Consider the following 22,527-nt stretch of genomic DNA (forward strand, 5'->3'; position numbering starts at 1 on the left):
CGCCGCCAGGGTATAGCCGGTGCTTTCCCCGTGTCCTGCCTTCATGCCCAGCAGCCCGTCATAGCTGCGCACCAGGGTGTTTTCGTTCACAAGCTCTGTCTGCTCCCCCCGGAGAAAGGTGCGCCAGGTGGTCATATAGGGGGTCAGCACCGGGTACTCCGTCAGCTTGCAGCAGAGCCTGCCCAGGTCGGCGGCGGTGGTGACCTGTCCCTCCTCCGAAAGACCGGAGGCGCAGGTGAATACGGTGCTGCGAAGCCCCAGCTCAAAGCCTCGGGCGTTCATGTCCATGACAAACTGCTCCTCCGTGCCGGATACCGCCTCTGCCAGGGCAACCGCTGCGTCGTTGGCGTTGCCGATGATCATGCCCCGGAGCAGATCCCCCACCGTCATCTTTTCTCCGGGCATCAGCCAGATGGAGGCACCCTTCTGGGCATTCGCTGCCGGGGAGGCAGTTACTGCCGTATCCTCTGACAAAGCACCGGATTCCAGGGCTTCTGCGGTCAGCAGCATGGTCATCAGCTTTGCCATGGTGCCCATGGGCAGGCTTTCACTGCTGTTTTCCTCCAGCAGCAGCTGTCCCGTTCGTGCCTCCAGCAGAACATAGGCACGGCAGGGCTTTCCGGCAGCGGCACCCGGCTCCGGCAGGTACAGCAGCACCAGAGCAAGGACGGTGACAAGGGCAGTCAGGGCACGTTTTCGCATGATCGGATCCCTCCCGGTTGTGATTGACGTTATGCCAGTGTATGCGGAAGGAATAAAAAAAAGACGGCACATTGTGCCGTCCGGGGTGTGCAGAATTACTTGACGATGAACTTGTCGATGGCGTTCAGGAATTCCTTTGCATTATCGGTATGCGCATGCAGCTCGATCGGCTTGGAAAGATCCAGACTGAAGATACCCATGATGGACTTTGCATCGATGGCATATCTGCCGGAAACCAGATCTACGTCAAAATCAAAACGCATTACGATGTTTACAAATTCCTTTACGTCATTGATCGCCTGCAGGGAAATGGTTACTGTTGTCATAAAAATACCTCCCATATGCTGTTGTAGTGTGCAAAGCCTGTTCCGCTTTGCCTGCCTTTATCATAGCACCTTCCCCTATTATTGTCAAGCTGTTTGCATTCGATTCGTGAATCTAGTATAATGGATACGAAAAGAAAAAACTGCATTTGTGCAAATGTGGAAAGGAATGCTGCATGACTGCTTATTATCTCAGCTTTGGCTGCAAGGTCAACCAATATGAAACCAATGCGCTGCGGGGCATGCTTTCCCAGGAGGGCATTCAGCCGGTGGAGCAGCCGGAGGATGCGGATCTGATCCTGGTGAACTCCTGCACCGTGACCGCCTCCAGCGACCGGAAGGTGCGTCATGCGCTGCGGAGCCTGCGGAGCCGCTGCCCGGCGGCAAAGATCGTCCTGACCGGCTGTCTGCCCCAGGCGCATCCGGATGCGGCGCAGTTGTGCCCGGAGGCGGATCTCATAACCGGCACGAAGGACCGTGCCGCTCTGATCCAAAGGATCCGGCAGTTGATGGAAAGCGGCGTTCCCTGGGATGGGGTGACACCTTATACGCCCGGAGAGGGGTATGAGCTGCTGCCCCCGGCGGAGAATGCAGACAGAACCCGGGCGTTCATCAAGATCCAGGACGGCTGCAACCAGTTCTGCTCCTACTGCATCATACCCTACGCCAGGGGACGCTGTCGCTCCAAGCCCAGGGAGGCGCTGGCGCAGGAGACGGCACAGATGGCGCAGGCAGGCTGCCGGGAGGCGGTGCTCATCGGCATCAACCTTGCCTTTTACGGCATGGAGTGGCAGGGAGATCTGGGGGATGCGGTGGACATCTGCTGTGCTGTACCGGGCATCGATCGGGTGCGGCTTGGCTCTCTGGAGCCGGAAAAGCTCAGCGACGATCTGCTGCGCCGTCTGGCTGCTCATCCCCAGTTCTGCCCCCAGTTCCATCTGTCCCTGCAAAGCGGCTGTGACCGTACCCTCCGTGCCATGAACCGGCATTATACCACGGCGGAATACGCAGACCTGGCGGCACGGATCCGGCGGATCTTTCCGGACGCCGCTCTGACCACGGACGTAATGGTGGGCTTTCCCGGAGAAACGGAGGCGGATTTTGCCCGTTCCCTGGAATTTGTCCGGGAGATGGGCTTTGCCAAGGTGCATGTGTTTCCCTATTCTCCCAGAGAGGGCACAGTCGCTGCCCGGATGCCGGAGCAGATCCCCTCACCGGAAAAACGTCGCCGGGCGGCGCTGATGGGGGAAACGGCGGCAGCCTGCCGGAGGGCATTCCTCCGGAGCCAGGTGGGAAAGGTGATGCCGGTGCTGTTTGAGCGGTCGGCGGATCCGGCGTGGCACCGGGGCTATACCCCCAATTACACCCCCGTAAAAATTTCCGCAAAAAAAGGAGAAAAAAGTTTGCGCAAATCGGTTTTCCGTGTTATAATAAAATCGAGTGAGCCGGATTGCTGCATCGGCACGTTGCTGCCGGAAGCGTCCGCCCAGAATGATTGAAAGGAGCGTGGATTTCTCCCTCCGGAGAGATCACAAGTGAAGCCTATGTCCGTTTTTCGTATCTATGTGGAGAAAAAACCGGAGTTTGCCGTAGAGGCACAGTCCCTGCTCAGTGATATCCGCACCGCCCTGCGGCTGGACATCACCTCCATCCGGGTCATCAACCGCTATGACGCCGACAAGATCACCAAGGAGGATTTCCAGCTTTCTGTCAGCACCGTATTTTCAGAGCCTGCGGTGGACGTGACCTATGACACCCTGCCCCGCCTTGCCAATACGGAGCGGATTTTTGCGGTGGAATATCTGCCGGGTCAGTTTGACCAGCGTGCGGATTCCTGTGAGCAGTGCATCCAGATTCTGACCCAGAAGGATCGCTGCCGGGTGCGGAATGCCCGGGTATACATCATTGCCGGCAATCTGACCGACCAGGAATTTGACCGGCTCAAGGCATACATCATCAACCCGGTGGAGAGCCGGGAGGCTTCGCTGAACCTGGTGTCCAGCCTGGACAGCAACTACGAGATCCCCACCACCGTGGAGACCCTCAAGGGCTTCTGCGAGCTGAGCGAGGCAGGACTGGCGGACTTTATCAAGCAATACGGTCTTGCTATGGATCTGGATGACATCAAGTTCTGTCAGGCATATTTCAAGGATACAGAGCGGCGGGATCCCACCATTACCGAGATCCGCATGATCGACACCTACTGGTCCGATCACTGCCGTCACACCACCTTCTCCACCAACATCCAGGACGTACAGATCCTTGCCCCCTACATCCAGGATACCTACGATGCGTATCTGCGGATCCGCCGGGAGCTGGGCAGAGCGGAAAAGCCCCTGACCCTGATGGATATGGCGACCCTGGCAGTGCGGAAGCTGAAGGCGGACGGAAAGCTGCCGGATCTGGACGAGAGCGAGGAGATCAACGCATGCTCCGTGAAAATCAAGGTGGACACCGAAAACGGGGATGAGGACTGGATCCTCATGTTCAAGAACGAGACCCACAACCACCCCACCGAGATCGAACCCTTCGGCGGTGCGGCAACCTGTCTGGGAGGCGCCATCCGGGATCCTCTGTCCGGTCGTTCCTATGTATACCAGGCAATGCGTGTCACCGGTGCGGCAAATCCCCTGGTGCCGGTGGAGGATACCATCACCGGCAAGCTGCCCCAGCGGAAGATCACCGTGGGGGCAGCCAACGGCTACGGGGCAGCCAACGGCTACAGCTCCTACGGCAACCAGATCGGTCTTGCCACCGGTCATGTGGCGGAGATCTACCACCCGGGCTATGTGGCAAAGCGCATGGAAATCGGCGCAGTCATCGGCGCTGCACCGGCGGAGAATATCCGCAGAGAAGCACCCGTGCCCGGCGATGTGGTGATCCTGCTGGGGGGCAAAACCGGACGGGACGGCTGCGGCGGCGCAACCGGCTCCTCCAAGTCCCACACCCTGGAATCCCTGGAGCACTGCGGCGCAGAGGTGCAGAAGGGCAATCCGCCGGTAGAGCGGAAGCTCCAGCGCCTGTTCCGGAATCCGGAGGTCACCCGGATGATCAAGCGCTGCAACGACTTCGGCGCAGGCGGCGTATCCGTTGCCATCGGAGAGCTGACCGACGGGCTGCTCATCAATCTGAACGCAGTGCCCAAGAAGTATGACGGACTGGACGGCACGGAAATTGCCATCAGTGAATCCCAGGAGCGTATGGCAGTGGTCATCGCCAAGGAGGATCTGTCCAGGTTCCTGGCGGAGGCACGCCGGGAGAATCTGGAGGCTACCATGGTTGCGGACGTGACCGACAACCGGCGGCTGGAAATGGTCTGGAACGGCAAGACCATCGTGAACCTGTCCCGGGACTTCCTCAACTCCAACGGTGCTCCCAAGTATACCGACATTGAGGTGCCGGATCCGGCAACGGAGATCCCCAATATGCTGGAGGATACCCCGGACGGCTGGGAAGCCCTCATGTCCAATCTGAACGTATGCTCCCAGAAGGGGCTTGTAGAAAAGTTCGACTCCACCATCGGCGCCGGCACCGTGCTGATGCCCTTCGGCGGCAAGTATCAGCTGACCCCCAACCAGGCTATGGCGGCAAAGATCCCGGTGCTCAAGGGGGAGACCAATACCTGTTCCCTGATGGGCTGGGGCTTCAACCCGGTCATCAGCGAAAAGAGCCCCTACCACGGGGCAATGATGGCGGTGGTCGAGTCCATTGCCAAGATCGTGGCAGCCGGCGGCACCTACCACAAGTGCTGGCTCACCTTCCAGGAATACTTCGAGCGCACCCAGAACAACCCGGTTCGCTGGGGCAAGCCCTTTGCAGCACTGCTGGGCGCATTCCGGGCGCAGCTGGAAATGGGCTGTGCAGCCATCGGCGGCAAGGACTCCATGTCCGGTACCTTTGAAAACATCGACGTGCCCCCCACGCTGGTTTCCTTTGCAGTCTGCACCGCCGACAGCCGGAAGGTAATCTCTCCGGAATTCAAGGCAGCAGGTCATACGGTCATCCGCATTGCGCCGGAGTATGACGGCAACGGGCTGCCCGTATTCGACAGCGTGAAGCAGTGCTTCGACCAGATCGAATCCATGATCGACAGCGGCAGAGCCTGCGCCGTATGGAGCGTGGCAGGGGGCGGCGTTGCCGAGGGCATTGCGAAAATGTGCTTTGGCAACCACATCGGTTTTGAATTTTCCCGGAAGCTGTCCGACACCATCCTGTTCAAGCCCTGGTACGGTTCCTTTATCGTAGAGCTGACCGGCGAGGCTGGCTACGGGGAGGAGATCATCGGCAGAACCATGCCGGATTACCGGATCTACGGCGAGGGCTACACCATGCAGGCGGAGGCACTGCAAAAGGCATGGGAAAGCAAGCTGGAGTCCGTGTTCCCCTGCCGGATCAAGACTGAGTTTGCCACCATCGAGTCCTACAGCTATGCAACCAAGTCCCGGAAGGGCCCTGCAATCAAGGCGGCACGTCCCCGGGTTCTGATTCCCGTATTTCCGGGCACCAACTGCGAATACGACACCGCAAGAGTCTTTGAGCGTGCCGGTGCGGATGTGAACGTGATGGTCATCCGGAACCTGAGCGCATCGGACATTGAAGCATCCGTTGCAGCGGTGGCGGCACAGATGAAGCAGTCCCAGATCGTGATGCTGCCCGGCGGCTTCAGCGGCGGCGATGAGCCGGACGGCAGCGGCAAGTTCATTACCGCATTCTTCCGAAACCCCCGGATCAAGAATGAAGTGCATGCTCTGCTGCAGCAGCGGGATGGTCTGATGCTGGGTATCTGCAACGGCTTCCAGGCGCTCATTAAGCTGGGTCTGGTGCCCTTCGGCGAGATCGTGGATATGACCGAGGATTCCCCCACCCTGACCTTCAACACCATTGCACGGCACCAGTCCATGATGGTCACCACCCGGATCGCATCCGACAAGTCCCCCTGGCTGGCAGGCTGCAAGGTGGGAGATCTGCACACGGTTGCCATTTCCCACGGGGAGGGCAGATTTGTTGCTTCTGACGCTCTGATCCGCCGGATGGCGAACAACGGTCAGATTGCCACCCAGTATGTGGATGAGTACGGCAAGCCCACCATGGACATCCGCTACAATCCCAACACCTCCATTGACGCCATCGAGGGTATCACCTCGCCGGACGGCAGAGTCCTGGGCAAGATGGGGCACAGCGAGCGGATCGGCAGAGATATCTGCAAGAACGTATGCGGCAACAAGGATCAGCTGATCTTCCAGAGCGGCGTAAACTACTTTAAATAAAAGAGTTGCAGTTACAATGGGGCAGTGCAGATGCACTGCCCTTTTATTCGCGCAGATCCTCCAGCAGGCTTTGCAGCTCTGCATCGTCCCGGGCAGGGATTCCCTCCTCCAGCAACTGCCGATCCAGCTCCGGCAGCAGGGACAGCTCCGCATCCAGGTACCGGTAGGGCAGGCTCTCTCCCGTCCGGAACACTCCGATTCTGCCGTTGTGGAGCCGCACCGTATACCCGGCGGGCATGGTGGTTTCCACCGCCCGGGTGGGTATGGTGCTTTCAAAGGCGAGGGAATCCGCTGCTGCACGCTCCCAGCGCACCATCTGGGACAGGGTGGCGATCAGCACCACCGCTGAAAAGGTCATGGAGCCAAGGATCATATAACCGGTTGCTTTCATTGTTCCGCCTCCTTCTGGCTTCTTTGTCAACAGGAGTCTGCCCCGGATCAGAAAAAATATGCGTTTGCCGAGATTTTTTTCAAATCCCCTTAACAAATCGGGCACGCTGTGGTATAATACAAATATATATAAGGCAACACTGCGCAAAGCCTGCCTGTCGGCTTTACGCAGCATCTGCAGACGAATTTTCCGTCATATCACACAGAAGCTCCTTGCAATACGCCAGTATTCCTGCGTCGTTTCTATGCAATCTGACGAAAAATCTGTTGCACATCTACCACACATTCTTTGTGCGGTGTTGCCATAACTCTTTCGCCCGAAAGAAAGGAGTTTCACACTTATGACCGAACCGAAAAGGCCGGCAAATAAAACAAAGCGTCCGGCAGGGAATACACAGCGCCCCAAGCGAAAGCGTCCTGCAGAGCATGCTGCGCCGGCAGGCGCAAAGACCAGGCGCACGGCACCGAAGCATACGGCTCCGGCAGCGCCCAGAAAGCCCAGAAAACAGCGTCCTGCCTGGCAGAGGGGTCTGCAGAGAGCCGGCTCCATTCTGCTGACCACCACCCTGTCCTTTCTGCTGATCCTGGTGATTACCTGCACCATTGTGGGTACCACCCTGGTGGTGTATGTACTGGGCTTTATGGAGGGTACCAGTGAGGTCAGCATCAAGGAAATGGAAATGAGCTACTCCACCTTTATTTATGCGGAGGACAAGGACGGGGAGATCGTCACCCTGCACCAGGTGCCCAGCTCCATCAAGCGGATCCCCATTGAAGCCTCCGAGATTCCCCAGCATGTGCGGGATGCCTTTACCTATGCAGAGGATGAGCGCTTCTACGAGCATGAGGGCGTGGACTACAAGCGTACCGCTGCGGCAATGGCAAACATGGTGCTGCATTTCTGGTCGGCAAACCAGGGCGGTTCCACCATTACCCAGCAGCTGGTGAAGAACATCACCGGAGACAATGCCACCAATGCAGAGCGGAAGATTCGGGAGATTTTCCGGGCGATGCAGATGGAAAAGACCTACACCAAGGAGGAGATCCTCACCGCCTACCTGAACTACATCGGCTTCGGCGGCTCTGCCAACGGCATTGAAATGGCTTCCATCAAGTATTTCGGCAAGCACACCAATGAACTGACCGTGGCGGAGGCTGCCTGCCTGGCGGCGATCCCCAAGAACCCGGAGAAGCTGAACCCCTTTGCGTATTATGTGGACGATGAAACCGGGGAGCGGGTCAACTACGGTCACGAAAAGAACCGGGAGCGCCAGGAATACGTGCTGTATCAGATGTACAGCAACGGCGCCATTTCCTACGATGAGTACCAGGCAGCGCTGGCGGAGCACATCATCTTTACCGATTCCGAGGAGTACAAGGAGCTGCATCCGGAGGAGGACGAGGATGCGCAGATCGAGCCGGATAAGCCTACCAGTTGGGTGGTGGACGCTGCCATCAACGAGCTTTCCGAGGTGCTGATGGACAAGTACGGCATCAGCAAGAAGGAAGCAAGATCCCGTGTCAACAGAGGCGGCTATCAGATCTATACCACCGTTGACCTGGAGATGCAGGAATATGTGGAGAGCCGGTATCAGGATATGAACAACCTGCTGGCAGGCATGGCAACTGTGAATAACACTGCCCATTGGCGGGATCTGAACGGAGACGGTGTGACATCCGAGGATGAAGCACAGTTCCTGCAATCCGGCTTCTGCGCCATCAATTACTCCGGCGAGATCCTTGCCACGGTGGGTGCCATCGGGGAAAAGACTGCGTCCCTGTGTACCAGCTATGCCTATGAGCCCCAGCAGCCCGGTTCCACCATCAAGCCGGTGACCACCTACGGCTATGCCCTTTCCACGGATTATATCCACTGGGGCACGCCGCTGCGGGACTATCCCCCCATCAAGAATCCGGCAACCGGCAAGCTGTGGCCCACCAACTACTCCAGCGGCGGCGGCATGTCCTACACGGGGAGCATGAAGAACGTGTACTATGCACTGCAAAAGTCCTACAACACCATTCCTGCATTGCTGTGCAAGGAACTGGGCAGAATCGAGATCTACAACTTTGCCACCAACAATCTGGGACTGGAGCTGGTGCAGAATGACCAGGATTATGCACCGCTGTCCGTTGGTGCGCTGACCTATGGTGTTTCCATCACCAACCTGGTCAATGCCTACATGGTATACGGCAACGGGGGCTATTACTCCAAGGCGCACATCATCAGTAAGGTAGAATCCGGCGATGGCACTTTGGTATATTCCGGCGGCACGGATTACAACCAGGCGGTGGACGAGGAAACCTCCACCGTTATGAACAAGCTGCTGCAGAACGTTGTCAAGCAGGGTACTGCGACCGCAGCCAAGATCACTGCATCCGACGGCACCAAGATTCCCATTGCCGGCAAGACCGGTACCACCTCTGACTGGTGCGATCTGACCTTTGTGGGTCTGTGCCCGGATTTTGTCAGCGGCATGTGGATCGGCTACGAGCAGAACTATCAGATCCAGGGTCACGGGCGGCTGAAATCTGCCGGCATCTGGAAAAATATCATCGGGGACTACATCAAGGAGCACTATGACGGCAACGACTTCTTCGTTTCCGACAGCGTAATCGAGGCGCCCATGTGCACTGCCTCCGGCAACATTGCCGGCAGCTCCTGCCCCAAGGGCATTACCGGCTACTGGAAGTCCACCAATGCTCCCAAGTGTACCGGTCACGGAGGCGGCAGCTCCAGCACGCCGGTAACCACCAAGCCTGCGGCTGATAATTAAGCCAGGCGCTGCCGAACCAAACGGCGCTTGCGCCGGAAGGAGAATTTGCTTGAAACAGGAATTGACATTTTGCTGTCCATGCCATTTCGGACTGGAGAGTGTACTGAAATTTGAACTGACCCAGATCGGCGCTTCCAATTTACAGGTGTCTGACGGACGGATCACCTTTACCGGGGATCTGTCCCTGCTGGCACGGGCGAATCTGTGTCTGGCTACGGCGGAGCGGGTGCTGCTGGTGCTGGGAGAATTTGACGCTGTCACCTTTGAGGAGCTGTACCAGGGGGTCAAGCGGATCCCCCTGGAGCAGTACATCGGCAAGCTGGACGCATTCCCGGTGAAGGGCTACTCCCTCAATTCCGAGCTGCACAGCGTGCCTGCCTGCCAGTCCATCATCAAAAAAGCGGCGGTGGATCGACTCAGCGGCGCTTATCACATCAACAGCTTTGCGGAAACCGGTGCGGTTTGCCGGATTCAGTTCAGCTTACAGAACAATCATGTGTGCATGTATCTGGATACCTCTGGCACAAGCCTGCACAAACGGGGCTATCGGCAGAACGCCAACCTTGCCCCCATCAAGGAGACCCTGGCGGCAGGGATCCTGGATCTTGCCCGGATCCGGGGCAATTCCGTGCTGTGTGATCCCTTCTGCGGCAGCGGCACCTTCCTGATCGAGGGCGCCATCAAGGCGCTGCACATTGCCCCCGGCATCAACCGGCAGTTTGCCGCATCCAAATGGGGCTGGGTTCCCCAGGAGATCTGGAGAGAGGAACGGGGCAGAGCCATCGATTCTGTCCGCCGGGATGCGGACTTTGAGGCATACGGTTGGGACATTGACCCGGACTGCGTGGAGCTTGCCCGGGAAAACGCAAAAAAAGCCGGCGTAGCCAGCCGGATTCATATTGAACAGGGGGATGTGCGGAAGTTCATCCAGCCGGAGCATGCCACGGTGGTGTGCAACCCGCCCTACGGCGAGCGGATGCTGGAGGTGAAGGAGGCGGAGGAGCTGTACGCCGTTATGGGCAAGCGGTTCCCGGCGGACGCAGCCCATCCCTGCTACATCATCTCTCCCCACGAAACCTTTGAGAGTCACTTTGGGAAGTCTGCCTCCAAGCGGCGGAAGCTGTACAACGGTATGCTCAAGTGCCAGCTGTTCATGTATTTTAAATAGGTCGTGTTGACACTAAGACAAACCCCGGAGATGGATACACCTCCGGGGTTTGTTATTGCAGCATGCAGATGATATAAAATACAGGGATGCATGCCGTGGACAGCAGCACCGGGAGCAGCAGGATCACACCGATGCACTGCAACCCGGTGGCAAGTACCGGATGACCCTTGGAGCGTGCGGAGCAGCCCCCTGCCAACAGCACGGCGCCAAGGATACGCAGCAGGTTCAGAACGAACAGCGCTATCAGGACCATGGCGAGCGTCAAGCCCATAAATGCCAAAAACATCCCCTCCTATGTGAAATTATATGCATTATAGCATAGAAGGGGGATTTCGTCAAGTCAACAGAGACGAACCCTGGAGATGGATGCACCTCCGGGGGTGTTATCACGGCGTTAAGAGAAAGAATAATAAAGGGGTGCTCATCATGAACAACAGCACCGGGATCAGCAGGATCACACCGATGCATTGCAATCCGATGGAAAGTGTCCGGCGACCCTTGGCGCGTACTGAGCAGCCCACCGCCAATAGCACGGCACCAAGGACACGCAGCGGGAGTACAATTAATAGTGCTTCAAAGTAAGCAAGCACCAAGATTATGTTCCAAATGCCATACACCAGTTCTTCGAGTGGTGACCTTGCCATAAAGCTGAGCGTCAAGCCCGTAAATGCCAAGAACATCCCCTCCTATGTGTAATTACATGTATTATAGCATAGGAGGGGGATTTTGTCAAGCTAACAGAGATAACGCCCGGAGATGGATGCACCTCCGGGGTGCCTTAAATAAAGAAGATGCAAAATATAAGATCAACAATCGGGAGCAGCAGGATCACACCGATGCATTGCAGTGCGATGGCATGTGTCGTGCGTCCCTCCCTGGAGCGTGCGGAGCAGCCCCTTACCAACAGCACGATGCCCAGGATATGCCGGGGAATCACAAGAAATACCGTTAGTATGATAAGGGCTTCCAGGCTTGATTCCGAAAAGAGATCCAGCAGTTCTTCGAGTGATAACTCTGCTATAAAGCTGAGTGCCAAGCTCATAAATGCCAAGAACATCCCCTCCCATATGAAATTATATGCATTATAGCATAGGAGGGGGATTTTGTCAAGATAGTAAAATAGGCTGTTGCTGCTTTCCATCCAAAGCATCCGCCAGGGTCTGGGGGATCTTTGTAAAGTCGGCGATCAGAGAGGTGGGTTTCCCGGTGGGCTGATCCTGACCGAAGGGCACGAACCGGTAATGCTTTAGATTCAGCAGTTGCCCGATGTTCTTGGCGCTGCCTGCCAGAGCGTCATTGGTGGCGACCGCCAGCACCACGGGATTCCCGGTGCGCAGGTGGGATTTCACCGCCATGGTAGCAGTGGTGTCGGTAATGCTTGCAGCCAGCTTTGCCAGGGTATTCCCCGTACAGGGCGCCACTACCAGAATATCCGTCAGATGCTTGGGACCGATGGGCTCCGCCTCTGGAATGCTCCGGATCACCGGCTTTTCGCAGATGGTCTCCAGCCGCTGGATGTGGGATAGGGCACTGCCGAACCGGGTGTCCGTGCCTGCCGCATGCTCGCTCATCACCGGCAAAAGGCTTGCGCCCGCCTGCCGGAGGGCTTCTGCGGCGGCAAACGCTTCAGCAAAGGTACAGAAGGAGCCGGTCATCACAAATCCGACCCGTACCCCCTTCAGATCAATCATCAGCAAAACTCCTTTCCTTGAGGATGTTGCGGATGGTGCAGGCGATCATATCCCCGGCGGTAATGGGCGCAACCTTTCCGGGCAGGGACAACGCCCACACGGTCTTGCGGCCCAGTCGGCTGGCGGTGTCAAAATCCACGCCACCGGGCTTGGATGCCAGATCAATGATCAGGGCGTCGCTCCGCAGCTTCCACAGCCGTGCTTCATCCAACAGCACCGCCGGCACCGTGTTGAACACCAGGTCATACCCCGGCAGAGTCTCCTCCAGCCGGGAAATATGTACCGCCCGGCAACCGGAGATCTCCGCCCACGCCAGATCCTGATACTTCCGTGCGGTCACGGTCACATGGGCGCCCATGGCGGTCAGGATCCGCACCAGCACCTTGGAGATCCTGCCAAAGCCGGTGACCAGAACGTTCTGCCCGTAGATGGTGGTGGCAAGCTCCTCCATGGCAATCTGGATGGCGCCCTCTGCGGTGGGCACAGCGTTCAGCACGCTCAGCTCCTCCCGCTGGTAGTAATCCACCACCGCAGCACCGCCGTCAAAGACCTTGCGCACTGCCGGGTGGATCCTGCCGCCGAATACGGCACCGTCCGCTTTCACAAGTCCCGGCAGTCCTGCCACCGGAATGCTGTGCCGGGCAAAGGGGGCATGCACCAGCACGCCGTCCTCCGTGACCGGCATAGGCAGCACCAGATAATCTGCCCGCTTCCCGGAAAGCTCCATGCTGTCCAGTCGTTCCAGTCCCTCCGGCAGGTTCACATTTTCATCAAAGCCCAGCACGGATACGCTGCCCTCCGGCAGCAATGCTCTTGCGGTATATAACTGCCGCAGATCTCCCCCTGCGACAAGGAATGCAGGTCGCCTCATATGCTCCGCCTCTTTCCTCAGTATTCTCTTACAGTGTATGAGCCTTCGGAAAAAGTGTGCAGACGGAAAGCAGCCCTGCCGCAAATACGACAGAGCTGCTGAAAAAAAGGAAGTATGAAAAAGATGTTGAAAATTGCTTAGTCCGCAGTGGGCTTTTTCTCCTGGAGGACGATCTCGATATCCAGATCCTGATCCCCACGGGTTACGGTCAGGGTGATCTTATCGCCTGCCTTGAACTTGTTCTTGATGCCGTTCAGTTCTTCGTAGGTCTTGATGGTCTCGCCGTTTACTGCGATGATTACATCGCCCTTCTTGATGCCGCCCTGGTCAGCAGCGCCGCCCTCATAGATTTCGGACACATACACGCCCACCGGAATGTTGTACATTCTGGACTGGGTCTCGCTGACATCTGCTGCGCCGATGCCGATCTGGGGCTTACCGGTCACATAGCCGAAGTTAATCAGATCATTGATGATAGCCTTTGCCTCGGTAATGGGGATCGCAAAGCCCAGACCCTCAATGGTGGTGTTGGAGTAATTGGAGGACAGCTTTGCAGAGTTGATGCCGATGACCTGACCGCTGCTGTTGATGAGGGGGCCGCCGGAGTTGCCGGAGTTGATGGCAGCATCCGTCTGGATCAGATTCATGGTATTTTCGCTGATGGTGACCTCCCGGTTCAGTGCGGAGATGATGCCGCAGGTAACGGAGCCGAACAGCTCAAAGCCCAGGGGGTTGCCGATGGCAATGGCAAGCTCGCCTACCTTCAGCTTGTCGCTGTCGCCGAATTCCGCCGGAACCAGGTCCTTGGCGTCGATCTTCAGTACCGCCAGATCCGCCTCCACGTCATAGCCCACGATGGTGGCTTCATATTCGGTCTGGTCATAGCCGGAATCGCTGCTCAGTACCACGGAAACCTTGCTTGCCTTCCCGCCGTAGTCAGACTCATAGATCACATGGGCGTTGGTGATGATATAGCCGTCCGCCGACATGATGATACCGGTACCGGTGCCAGATACGTTCTGCTCCTGGCTTTGCCCTGCCCCGAACCAGCCGCCGAAGCCGCTGGACTGGTAGCTGAAGGTGGAGGCTACGCCCACCACGGAGGGCATTACCTTGTCAACTACCTCTGTGGTAGAAAGGGTACCGGTGGATGCGGCGAGGTTCATCCAGTTCTTTCCGTCGTCCGCAAGACTGCTGTCTGCTGTGGAGGAGCTGTCTGCCTTGGAGGAGTCCGTCAGGGACACTCCAGAATTGGTGGAAGCGAAAAATGCACGCAGAGTCTCGTTGCCGTCAATGAACCGATAGCACTGGATGGAGGCGAATGACACCACCATAACGCCGGCTACGGCTGCTGCCACCTTGGGGAGAATATGACGCTTTTTCGGGGGCTTGCTGTCCCCCGGTATGCTCTGCTGGGGCTGGCTGTAATAACTCTGCTGATAGCTGCCCGGCTCGTCATTGCGCATTGCGCTGTAGCTGTTGTAAACCGGCTCCTGATCCAAGGGTGTTTCATTGAAACCCTGGTTTTGTGCATTGTTCATGTTATCCTTGCCGTTTTCGTGATTGTGTTCAAACATGATTCTCATCCTTTCTATCGTAACCTCCGGTGGGAGATGTTGCTCTTGTTTCTATGGTTCTAATTATACGCCGAAATGTGAAAATTGTATGATAGCCAACCAAAAAGGCGGTTAAATTGCGGGGTTGATTCTTTCACAGAAGTATTGTACAATAGAAACAGACGAAAATCAGGGAAGGAGGGATTCGGATGCACGCATTGCCGCCCCAGGTGCTGACCGCCATGGAGCTGCTGGAGCAGGCGGGCTATGCCTGCCACATTGTGGGAGGATGTGTCCGGGACATGCTGCTGGGGCGTACCCCGTCGGATTATGATCTGACCACCAACGCTCTGCCGGAGCAGATGCAGCAGGTATTTGCATCCTGCCGCACCATTGAAACCGGCATTGCCCATGGCACCCTTACCATTTTGCTGGAGGGCATGTCCCTGGAATGCACCACCTACCGGGTGGACGGCACCTATTCCGACGGACGGCACCCGGACTCGGTGCGCTTCACCCCCACCCTGGAGGAGGATCTTGCCCGCCGGGATTTCACCGTCAATGCTATGGCATACCACCCCCGGCTGGGTCTGACGGATCCCTTTGGCGGGCGGGATGACCTGAAACGGGGTATACTCCGCTGCGTGGGGGAGCCGGAACGCCGCTTTACGGAGGATGCTTTGCGGATCCTTCGGTGCATCCGGTTTGCCTCCGTGCTGGGCTTTGCCGTGGAGCCGGAAACTGCCGCCGCCGTACACAGCATGAAACAGCGGCTGGAGCTGGTTTCCGCCGAGCGGATCCGGTCAGAACTGGATAAGCTGCTGATGGGGGAGCATGTGACGGAAATTCTGTGCCGGTACGGGGATGTGGTGTTTGTGCCCATTCCGGAGCTTGCCCCCTGTCTTGGCTTTGCCCAGCACAGCCGGTATCACTGTTACGATGTGTGGACCCACGTTGCCCATACGGTGGGAGCGGCGCCCAGGGATCCCCTGCTGCGGCTCACCATGCTGCTGCATGATGTGGGAAAGCCGGACTGCTTTACCCTGGATCCGGACGGCACCGGGCATTTCAAGGGGCATGCTCCAAGAGGTGCAGTTCTGGCAGCAAAGATCCTGCCCCGGCTCCGGTATGACAAGCACACCTGTGAACAGGTCACGGAGCTGATCGCCTGGCATGCGGAAAAGCTGCGGAGTCGGGCTTCCGTCCGGCATGCGCTGTCCAGATTGGGGGCAGAGCAGTTCTTCCGGCTCATTGAGGTGATGTGTGCGGACAATTCTGCCAAGCAGCCCTTTTGCCTGGAGGAGCTGCCGGGACTGCTGGAGACGGCGGATTACGCCAGAGCCCTGCTGGATGCAGGGGCGTGCCTGACCTTAAAGCAGCTGGCGGTGAACGGCAGGGATCTGGCAGCCATCGGGGCGCAGGGCAGGCAGATCGGACAGGTTTTGCAAATGCTGCTGGACGCAGTGGTGGCGGAACGGGCAAGCAACGACCGGGCGCAGCTACTGGAGCTGGCGCAGGTATGCCTGCGGGAGCTGCGTGCAGACTTCTGAACCATGGTGGTGTTCCCCCATGGTGGCATGCTCCATATCCTGCGGAAATGTTCGGCGCATAGTACAGTCCCCAAACAAAAACCGCCTCCGGCATTTGGGTTGCCGAAGGCGGTTTTATGATGCTTAGATGCTTATAAGGTGAGACAGCGGACTTAGAAGCCCATGCCGCCTGCGGGCATTGCGGGAGCAGCTGCTGCATTCTCCTCCTTGATGTCTGCAACCAGACTCTCAGTGGTCAGAACCATTGCTGCAACGGATGCTGCATTCTGCAATGCGGAACGGGTTACCTTTGTCGGATCTACGATGCCGGCAGGGATCATATCCACATAGGTTTCGTTGTATGCGTCAAAGCCGTAGCCAACCTTTCTGGAGCGGCGGATCTTGTCGATGATGACGCTGCCTTCCAGACCGGCATTCCGTGCGATCTGGCGAACCGGTTCCTCCAGTGCCTTGAGGATGATCTTTGCACCGGTCTTTTCGTCCCCGTCCAGGCTGGGCAGCAGCTTTTCCACTGCCGGAATCGCATTGATGAGGGCTGTGCCGCCGCCGGCAACGATGCCTTCCTCAACAGCAGCCTTGGTAGCAGCCAGAGCGTCTTCGATTCTCAGCTTCTTTTCCTTCATCTCGATCTCGGTTGCAGCGCCCACCTTGATGACAGCTACGCCGCCGGACAGCTTTGCCAGACGCTCCTGGAGCTTTTCCTTGTCAAAATCGGAGGTTGCAGTCTCGATCTGGCTGCGGATCTGGCTGATGCGAGCCTTGATCTCCTCGGATGCCCCTGCGCCGTCCACGATGATGGTGTTCTCCTTCTGGATGACTACCTGCTTTGCACGGCCAAGCTGTGCAATGGTGGTATCCTTCAGCTCCAGACCCAGCTCGGAGGTGATAACCTCACCGCCGGTGAGGATGGCGATATCCTTCAGCATTTCCTTTCTTCTGTCGCCAAAGCCCGGTGCCTTGACAGCAGCACACTTGAAGGTGCCTCTCAGGTTGTTGAGGATGATGGTGGTGAGCGCTTCGCCCTCCATATCCTCTGCAATGATGACCAGCTTCTTGCCAGCCTGTACGACCTGCTCCAGCAGAGGCAGGATCTCCTGGATGGAGGAAATCTTCTTATCGGTAATCAGAATGTAAGCGTCATCGTAAACTGCTTCCATCTTGTCTGCGTCAGTGACCATATAGGGGGAGATGTAGCCCCGGTCAAACTGCATGCCCTCAACGACCTCGCTGTAGGTTTCTGCGGTCTTGCTTTCCTCCAGGGTGATGACACCGTCGGTGGAAACCTTCTCCATTGCCTCGGCAATCAGCTTGCCCACGTTCTCGTCTGCGGAGGATACGGTGCCGACTCTTGCGATGTCTGCGCTGCCCTCTACCGGCTTGGAGTTTGCCTTGATGGCGTTGACTGCTGCGTCAACAGCCTTCTGGATGCCCTTCTTGACGATCATGGGATTTGCGCCTGCTGCGATGTTCTTCATGCCTTCCCGAACCATTGCCTGTGCCAGCAGGGTGGCAGTGGTGGTGCCGTCGCCGGCAGCGTCATTGGTCTTGGTTGCAACCTCCTTGACCAGCTGTGCGCCCATGTTCTCAAAGGGATCCTCCAGCTCGACCTCCTTTGCAATGGTCACGCCGTCATTGGTGATCAGCGGAGCGCCGAACTTCTTGTCCAGAACCACGTTTCTGCCCTTGGGGCCCAGTGTGATCTTGACCGTATCCGCCAGGCTGTCGATGCCTGCCTGGAGTGCCTTTCTTGCTTCTTCGCCGTACTTGATCTGCTTAGCCATGTTCCTCAATCTCCTTTTGGTATGATCTGATTTATTCTACAATTGCGAGAATGTCGCTCTGACGCAGGATGGTGTAATCCTCTCCGTCCAGCTTGACCTCGGTGCCTGCATACTTGCTCAGCAGCACCTTGTCGCCCACCTTCAAGTACATTTTTACTTCCTTGCCGTCTACCACGCCGCCGGGGCCGACTGCTACGATCTCAGCAACCTGAGGCTTTTCCTGTGCGGACGCTGCAAGAATGATGCCGCCCTTGGTGGTTTCCTCTGCTTCCATCATTTTAATGACAACTCTGTCTGCCAATGGTTTGATAGTCATTGTTCATTCCTCCTGTACTTGCTGTACTTGCGCTTGCGTTGTATTAGCACTCAAACTGTCCGAGTGCTAATACCTATTTTACCAACTTCCTATAAAAAATCAAGGGGTTTTTGCGCATTTCTATTATTTTTGTAGGATTCCACAGTATACACGAAGAAAAATAAATTACATTGTGCAGAATGTACAAATACATACTTTTGGCATCTCAAGGCATTTGCCAATCTCTATGGGACTGTTTACGATTTGTTCATACACCAGACACAATTTATGCGTATATGAATTGCGTTATATATTGTATAATAAAAAGGAATCCCGAAGCACGAATTGTGCGGAAAAGAGGAAAATATGGCACTGGATAAAGTTTTAATTGTGGATGATGATAAAAATATCTGCGACCTGCTGCGGCTCTACCTGGAGAAGGAGGGCTACAGCGTGATCCTGTCCCACGACGGGGAGGAAGCTGTGGTCAAGTTCAACGCCTTAAAGCCGGACATCGTTCTGCTGGACGTAATGCTTCCCGGACTGGACGGCTGGCAGGTCTGCCGGGAGATCCGGAAAAAGTCCAATATCCCGATCCTGATGATCACCGCCAAGAGCGATACCTTTGATAAGGTACTGGGTCTGGAGCTTGGGGCGGACGACTATATCGTCAAGCCCTTTGACAGCAAGGAGGTCATCGCCCGGATCAAGGCGGTGGTGCGCCGCACCGGTCAGTCTCCGGCGGAAATGGAGGTCCGGGAGGTTCGCTATGACAAGCTTTCTGTGAACATGACCCGGTATGAGCTGAAGGTGGACGGCAAGGTTGTGGACGCTCCCCCCAAGGAGCTGGAGCTGCTGTTCTACCTGGCGTCCAACCCCAACCGGGTATACACCCGGGATCAGCTGCTGGATGAGGTATGGGGCTTTGAGTACTACGGAGATTCCCGTACCATTGACGTACACATCAAGCGGCTGCGTGAAAAGCTGGAGGGTGTTTCGGACAAGTGGGAGCTGAAAACCGTCTGGGGCGTAGGCTATAAATTTGAGACGGACGAAGAAGACTAAGGAAACACCGCACAAAGCGTGTGTGCCGAATGGACGTACAAAGCCATTGGGTGTGCTTTGTGCGGTGTTCATTTCCCTTTGGACATGGAAAGAGCATAGGCGGTTGATGCAATGAAGAAAAGCATTTTCTCCCGGTATTTCTACCTGGGGACGATCATTACCTTTTTCTTTGCCGCCCTGCTGGGAAGCCTGGTGCTTCTGTGGGCGGATGGCAGATATGAGGATGAAAAGCGGGAGCAGGCAGCCAATATGGCGCATCTGATGATCACGGAGACCCGGGAAAATTATAGCCGGTACGGCAGTGTGGATACCCCCCAGATCCACTCCCAGTTTTCCTACTATGCTCTGACCTATAATGTATCCTGCTATCTGTTTGACGAAAACGGTTCGTGTCTGCTGCGCTCGGATTATGCGGACGGCTCTATCCGGCTCAGTGACTCTCTGATGAACTCCGTGCAGCGCAAGCCCACCTTCCAGGTCAATCAGTTCACGGGTCTGACCCAGGAGCTTAGCGTGTGCTATATTGAGCATTTCCAGCTGTATGATACGGATCAGGAGCATGGAGCATATCTGGCGCTGGTGTATCCGGCGGAGCAACTGACCGGCTTTTCCAAGGAGCTGTTCTTCGTGCTGGTGATCGGTCTGATGGCAGTGACGGTTCTTGCAGCCATCGTCTTTTACTTCAATACCCGGCATATGCTGAAACCGGTGAAGGAGATCACCAAGGCCGCAGAACGCTATGCGGACGGGGATTTTTCCTTCAAGCCGGATGTGGCGGACGCAGGAGAGCTGACCTATCTTGCCATGACCATGGGGCGGATGGCGGACTTTATCGATTCCAACGAGAAGAACCGGAAAAGCTTCGTGTCCAACGTGTCCCACGAGCTGCGCACCCCTATGACCACGATTAGTGGCTTTGTGGACGGAATTCTGGATGGTACCATTCCTCCGGAGCAGCAGCAGGGCTATCTGCGGCGGATCTCGGGAGAGGTGAAGCGCCTGTCCCGGCTGGTCAGCTCCATGCTGAACATCTCCAAGTTTGAGGAGGGGGGCATGGAGCTGAAGCTGGTGCCGGTGGAACTGACCGGTCTGCTGATTTCCACGTTATTTATGTTTGAGCAGAAGATCGAAGCCCGGCAGATCCAGGTCTGCGGTCTGGAGGACTGTCCCCGGGCGGAGGTGCAGGCGGATAAGGATCTGATGCAGCAGGTATTCTACAATCTGATCGAAAATGCGGTAAAATTCACTCCCAGGAACGGGGAGCTGACCTTTTCGGTGATGCCCCAGGGAGAGCAGTGCCAGGTGGTGATCCGCAACACGGGAGAGGGTCTCAGCGAGGAGGAGCTTTCCAACGTGTTCAACCGGTTCTACAAGACCGATGAATCCCGGAGCAAGGATACCACCGGGGTGGGGTTGGGGCTGTCCATTGTCAGTCGTATCATCCGGCTCCACAACGGCAATATTATGGTAAAGAGCGTGAAGGGGGACTATACGGAATTTGTGATCACGCTGCCCGTGAAGGGGAAAAAGCAACTGCCCCCCAAGGAACGAAAGGATTAGGAACATGGAAGAAAACCAGTACGAACACAGTGGCAGCCAGCCGGAGGCATCCCCTGCTCAGGAGCCTGCCGCTGCCGGGACACCGGCACAGAACCAGACCAGTCCCGACAGTCAGTCCGGATATCAGCAGCCCTATGGGCATGGATATCAGAGTACCTATCAGAATCAGCAGCCCTATGGGCAGGGATATCAGAGTACTTATCAGAATCAGCAGCCCTATGGGCATGGATATCAGAGTACCTATCAGAATCAGCAGCCCTATGGGCAGGGATATCAGAGTACTTATCAGAATCAGCAGCCCTATGGGCATGGATATCAGAGTACCTATCAGAGTATCAGCGTACCTATCAGAATCAGCAGCCCTACGGGCAGCAGGGCTATGCCCAGGGATACTACGGCACGCCGCCCCGGTTCGCTCCGGAGCCTGCGCCGGCAGAGCCTTCTCCGGCACGGATCAACCGTGCCATGCTGATTGCCGCCATTGTGGGTTTTGTGCTGATCCTGGGCTTTTCCGTGTACTGTATAGTGCGGGATCTGTCCCATGGGGCGATGCAGTCCGACCCTGGCGGAGTCCATATCAGCATCGGCACCCAGAAAAAGCCGGATGTACCGGAGAATTATAAGGACGATACGGGCAGATATACCGTAGAGGGTATTGCCCAGGCAGTGCGCCCCAGCATCGTGGAGATCTACACCTACGGGGAGGTGGACTCTCTGGTGATCGGCAGTGGCTCTGGCATCATTATTTCCGAGGATGGATATATTGTGACCAATGAGCATGTGCTCAACGGCGCAAAAACCTATGTGGTGCATCTGGACGATGATTCCCCCCACCCGGCAAAGCTGGTGGGCAGGGATGCCAAGACGGACATTGCAGTGCTAAAGATCGATGCAGCGGATCTGACGGTAGCTGTGCTGGGAGATTCCAACGAAACTGTGCTGGGAGAAGAGGTGGTCGCCATCGGCAATCCGGCAGGGCTGTCCGGCACCCTCACCAACGGCATCGTGTCCGGGCTGAACCGGAAGATCCGGGCGGACAGCACCGGCTATGAAATGACCTGTATCCAGACCAACGCCGCCATCAGTCCCGGCAATTCCGGCGGCGCACTGGTGAATATGTTCGGGCAGGTCATCGGCATTACCTCCTCCAAGTATGTCAGCTCCAGCTATGAGGGACTGGGCTTTGCCATTACCATCAATGAGGCGCTGCCCATTATTGAGGAGCTGATCCAGAACGGCTATATTGCCGGCAGATACCGGATCGGTATCACCTTCTACAGCACGGAGGACACTTATACGCAGCGGCTCTTTGAAAAGCAGGAGGGCTATGAGATCCCGGAGGATTTCCAGGGCATCTGGATCGAGGAGATTTCCGGAGACTGCTCGGTGGCAAGCACGGCGCTACGCACCGGGGATTTCATTTACGCCGTCAACGGCAAGGAGGTCTATGACTACGATTCCCTGTCCGTTGCGCTGGAGGGTCGTGGCCCCGGAGATACGGTGACTGCCAAGTGCCGCCGATACGGCAGCA

20 protein-coding genes are annotated in these 22,527 nt (G+C 56.7%); 9 read left to right on the top strand and 11 right to left on the bottom strand.

The features are described from left to right. A partial coding sequence (locus QVO51_RS09645) for a D-alanyl-D-alanine carboxypeptidase family protein (RefSeq protein ID WP_288168113.1) occupies positions 1 to 702 on the bottom strand: 702 nt, incomplete at its 3' end. Positions 703 to 797: 95 nt separating this feature from the next. After that, positions 798 to 1,028 carry an HPr family phosphocarrier protein gene (locus tag QVO51_RS09650; protein WP_022358226.1) on the bottom strand — a complete coding sequence of 77 codons (231 nt, stop codon included), beginning with the start codon at positions 1,026 to 1,028 and terminating at the stop codon, positions 798 to 800. Positions 1,029 to 1,201: 173 nt separating this feature from the next. On the opposite strand from QVO51_RS09650, the gene mtaB reads away from it, so the two are divergent. Further along, positions 1,202 to 2,524 carry a tRNA (N(6)-L-threonylcarbamoyladenosine(37)-C(2))-methylthiotransferase MtaB gene (mtaB, locus tag QVO51_RS09655; protein ID WP_022358227.1) on the top strand — a complete coding sequence of 441 codons (1,323 nt, stop codon included), beginning with the start codon at positions 1,202 to 1,204 and terminating at the stop codon, positions 2,522 to 2,524. A 45-nt stretch (positions 2,525 to 2,569) separates the two neighbouring features. Then, the gene (locus QVO51_RS09660; protein WP_288168116.1) at positions 2,570 to 6,292 is read left to right on the top strand and encodes a phosphoribosylformylglycinamidine synthase; all 3,723 of its coding nucleotides are present in this window, start codon (positions 2,570 to 2,572) and stop codon (positions 6,290 to 6,292) included. A 43-nt stretch (positions 6,293 to 6,335) separates the two neighbouring features. Here QVO51_RS09660 and QVO51_RS09665 read toward each other — a convergent pair whose 3' ends face one another. Beyond that, positions 6,336 to 6,683: a hypothetical protein gene (locus QVO51_RS09665; protein ID WP_022358229.1), complete on the bottom strand. Its 348-nt coding sequence runs from the start codon at positions 6,681 to 6,683 to the stop codon at positions 6,336 to 6,338. A 340-nt stretch (positions 6,684 to 7,023) separates the two neighbouring features. On the opposite strand from QVO51_RS09665, the gene QVO51_RS09670 reads away from it, so the two are divergent. Beyond that, positions 7,024 to 9,459 carry a transglycosylase domain-containing protein gene (locus QVO51_RS09670; protein WP_022358230.1) on the top strand — a complete coding sequence of 812 codons (2,436 nt, stop codon included), beginning with the start codon at positions 7,024 to 7,026 and terminating at the stop codon, positions 9,457 to 9,459. Between the two features lie 49 nt (positions 9,460 to 9,508). Next, positions 9,509 to 10,627 (top strand): THUMP domain-containing class I SAM-dependent RNA methyltransferase, encoded by a 1,119-nt coding sequence (locus QVO51_RS09675; RefSeq protein ID WP_022358231.1) that lies wholly within the window; start codon positions 9,509 to 9,511, stop codon positions 10,625 to 10,627. Positions 10,628 to 10,679: 52 nt separating this feature from the next. On the opposite strand, the gene QVO51_RS09680 is transcribed toward QVO51_RS09675, so the two are convergent. From QVO51_RS09680 to QVO51_RS09705, 6 genes are all read right to left on the bottom strand, one after another. Then, positions 10,680 to 10,907 carry a hypothetical protein gene (locus tag QVO51_RS09680; protein ID WP_022358232.1) on the bottom strand — a complete coding sequence of 76 codons (228 nt, stop codon included), beginning with the start codon at positions 10,905 to 10,907 and terminating at the stop codon, positions 10,680 to 10,682. A 106-nt stretch (positions 10,908 to 11,013) separates the two neighbouring features. Next, a complete protein-coding gene (locus QVO51_RS09685; RefSeq protein WP_022358233.1) occupies positions 11,014 to 11,301 on the bottom strand; it encodes a hypothetical protein in 288 nt (95 codons plus the stop codon). Positions 11,302 to 11,405: 104 nt separating this feature from the next. Continuing rightward, positions 11,406 to 11,678: a hypothetical protein gene (locus tag QVO51_RS09690; protein ID WP_022358234.1), complete on the bottom strand. Its 273-nt coding sequence runs from the start codon at positions 11,676 to 11,678 to the stop codon at positions 11,406 to 11,408. Positions 11,679 to 11,733: 55 nt separating this feature from the next. Continuing rightward, complete coding sequence (locus QVO51_RS09695; protein ID WP_015557625.1) at positions 11,734 to 12,318, bottom strand: dipicolinate synthase subunit B; 585 nt, start codon at positions 12,316 to 12,318, stop codon at positions 11,734 to 11,736. Next, positions 12,311 to 13,189 carry a dipicolinate synthase subunit DpsA gene (gene dpsA, locus QVO51_RS09700; protein WP_015557626.1) on the bottom strand — a complete coding sequence of 293 codons (879 nt, stop codon included), beginning with the start codon at positions 13,187 to 13,189 and terminating at the stop codon, positions 12,311 to 12,313. Before dpsA ends, QVO51_RS09695 begins: the two co-directional genes overlap by 8 nt. A gap of 137 nt (positions 13,190 to 13,326) precedes the next feature. After that, positions 13,327 to 14,766: a S1C family serine protease gene (locus QVO51_RS09705; protein WP_022358235.1), complete on the bottom strand. Its 1,440-nt coding sequence runs from the start codon at positions 14,764 to 14,766 to the stop codon at positions 13,327 to 13,329. A gap of 188 nt (positions 14,767 to 14,954) precedes the next feature. On the opposite strand from QVO51_RS09705, the gene QVO51_RS09710 reads away from it, so the two are divergent. After that, positions 14,955 to 16,295, top strand: coding sequence for a CCA tRNA nucleotidyltransferase (locus tag QVO51_RS09710; RefSeq protein WP_022358236.1), 1,341 nt, complete (start codon positions 14,955 to 14,957; stop codon positions 16,293 to 16,295). Between the two features lie 152 nt (positions 16,296 to 16,447). On the opposite strand, the gene groL is transcribed toward QVO51_RS09710, so the two are convergent. Continuing rightward, positions 16,448 to 18,076, bottom strand: a complete 1,629-nt coding sequence (groL, locus tag QVO51_RS09715) for a chaperonin GroEL (protein ID WP_022358237.1) — start codon at positions 18,074 to 18,076, stop codon at positions 16,448 to 16,450. 31 nt (positions 18,077 to 18,107) lie between these two features. Next, entirely contained in the window at positions 18,108 to 18,392 is a 285-nt protein-coding gene (locus tag QVO51_RS09720; RefSeq protein ID WP_022358238.1) for a co-chaperone GroES, read from the bottom strand. Between the two features lie 345 nt (positions 18,393 to 18,737). On the opposite strand from QVO51_RS09720, the gene QVO51_RS09725 reads away from it, so the two are divergent. The 4 genes from QVO51_RS09725 to QVO51_RS09740 all read left to right on the top strand — a co-directional run. Beyond that, a complete protein-coding gene (locus QVO51_RS09725) occupies positions 18,738 to 19,436 on the top strand; it encodes a response regulator transcription factor (RefSeq protein ID WP_015557631.1) in 699 nt (232 codons plus the stop codon). Between the two features lie 111 nt (positions 19,437 to 19,547). Next, complete coding sequence (locus tag QVO51_RS09730; protein WP_022358239.1) at positions 19,548 to 20,996, top strand: sensor histidine kinase; 1,449 nt, start codon at positions 19,548 to 19,550, stop codon at positions 20,994 to 20,996. Positions 20,997 to 21,000: 4 nt separating this feature from the next. After that, entirely contained in the window at positions 21,001 to 21,468 is a 468-nt protein-coding gene (locus QVO51_RS09735) for a hypothetical protein (protein WP_022358240.1), read from the top strand. Then, the coding region (locus QVO51_RS09740; protein ID WP_288168120.1) for a S1C family serine protease at positions 21,462 to 22,527 on the top strand (1,066 nt) is incomplete at its 3' end. The genes QVO51_RS09735 and QVO51_RS09740, both read left to right, overlap by 7 nt.

The sequence above is a fragment of the Ruminococcus sp. CAG:379 genome, assembly GCF_000434255.1.
In the GTDB taxonomy this organism is placed as follows: Bacteria; Bacillota; Clostridia; order Oscillospirales; family Ruminococcaceae; genus Ruminococcus_F; species Ruminococcus_F champanellensis.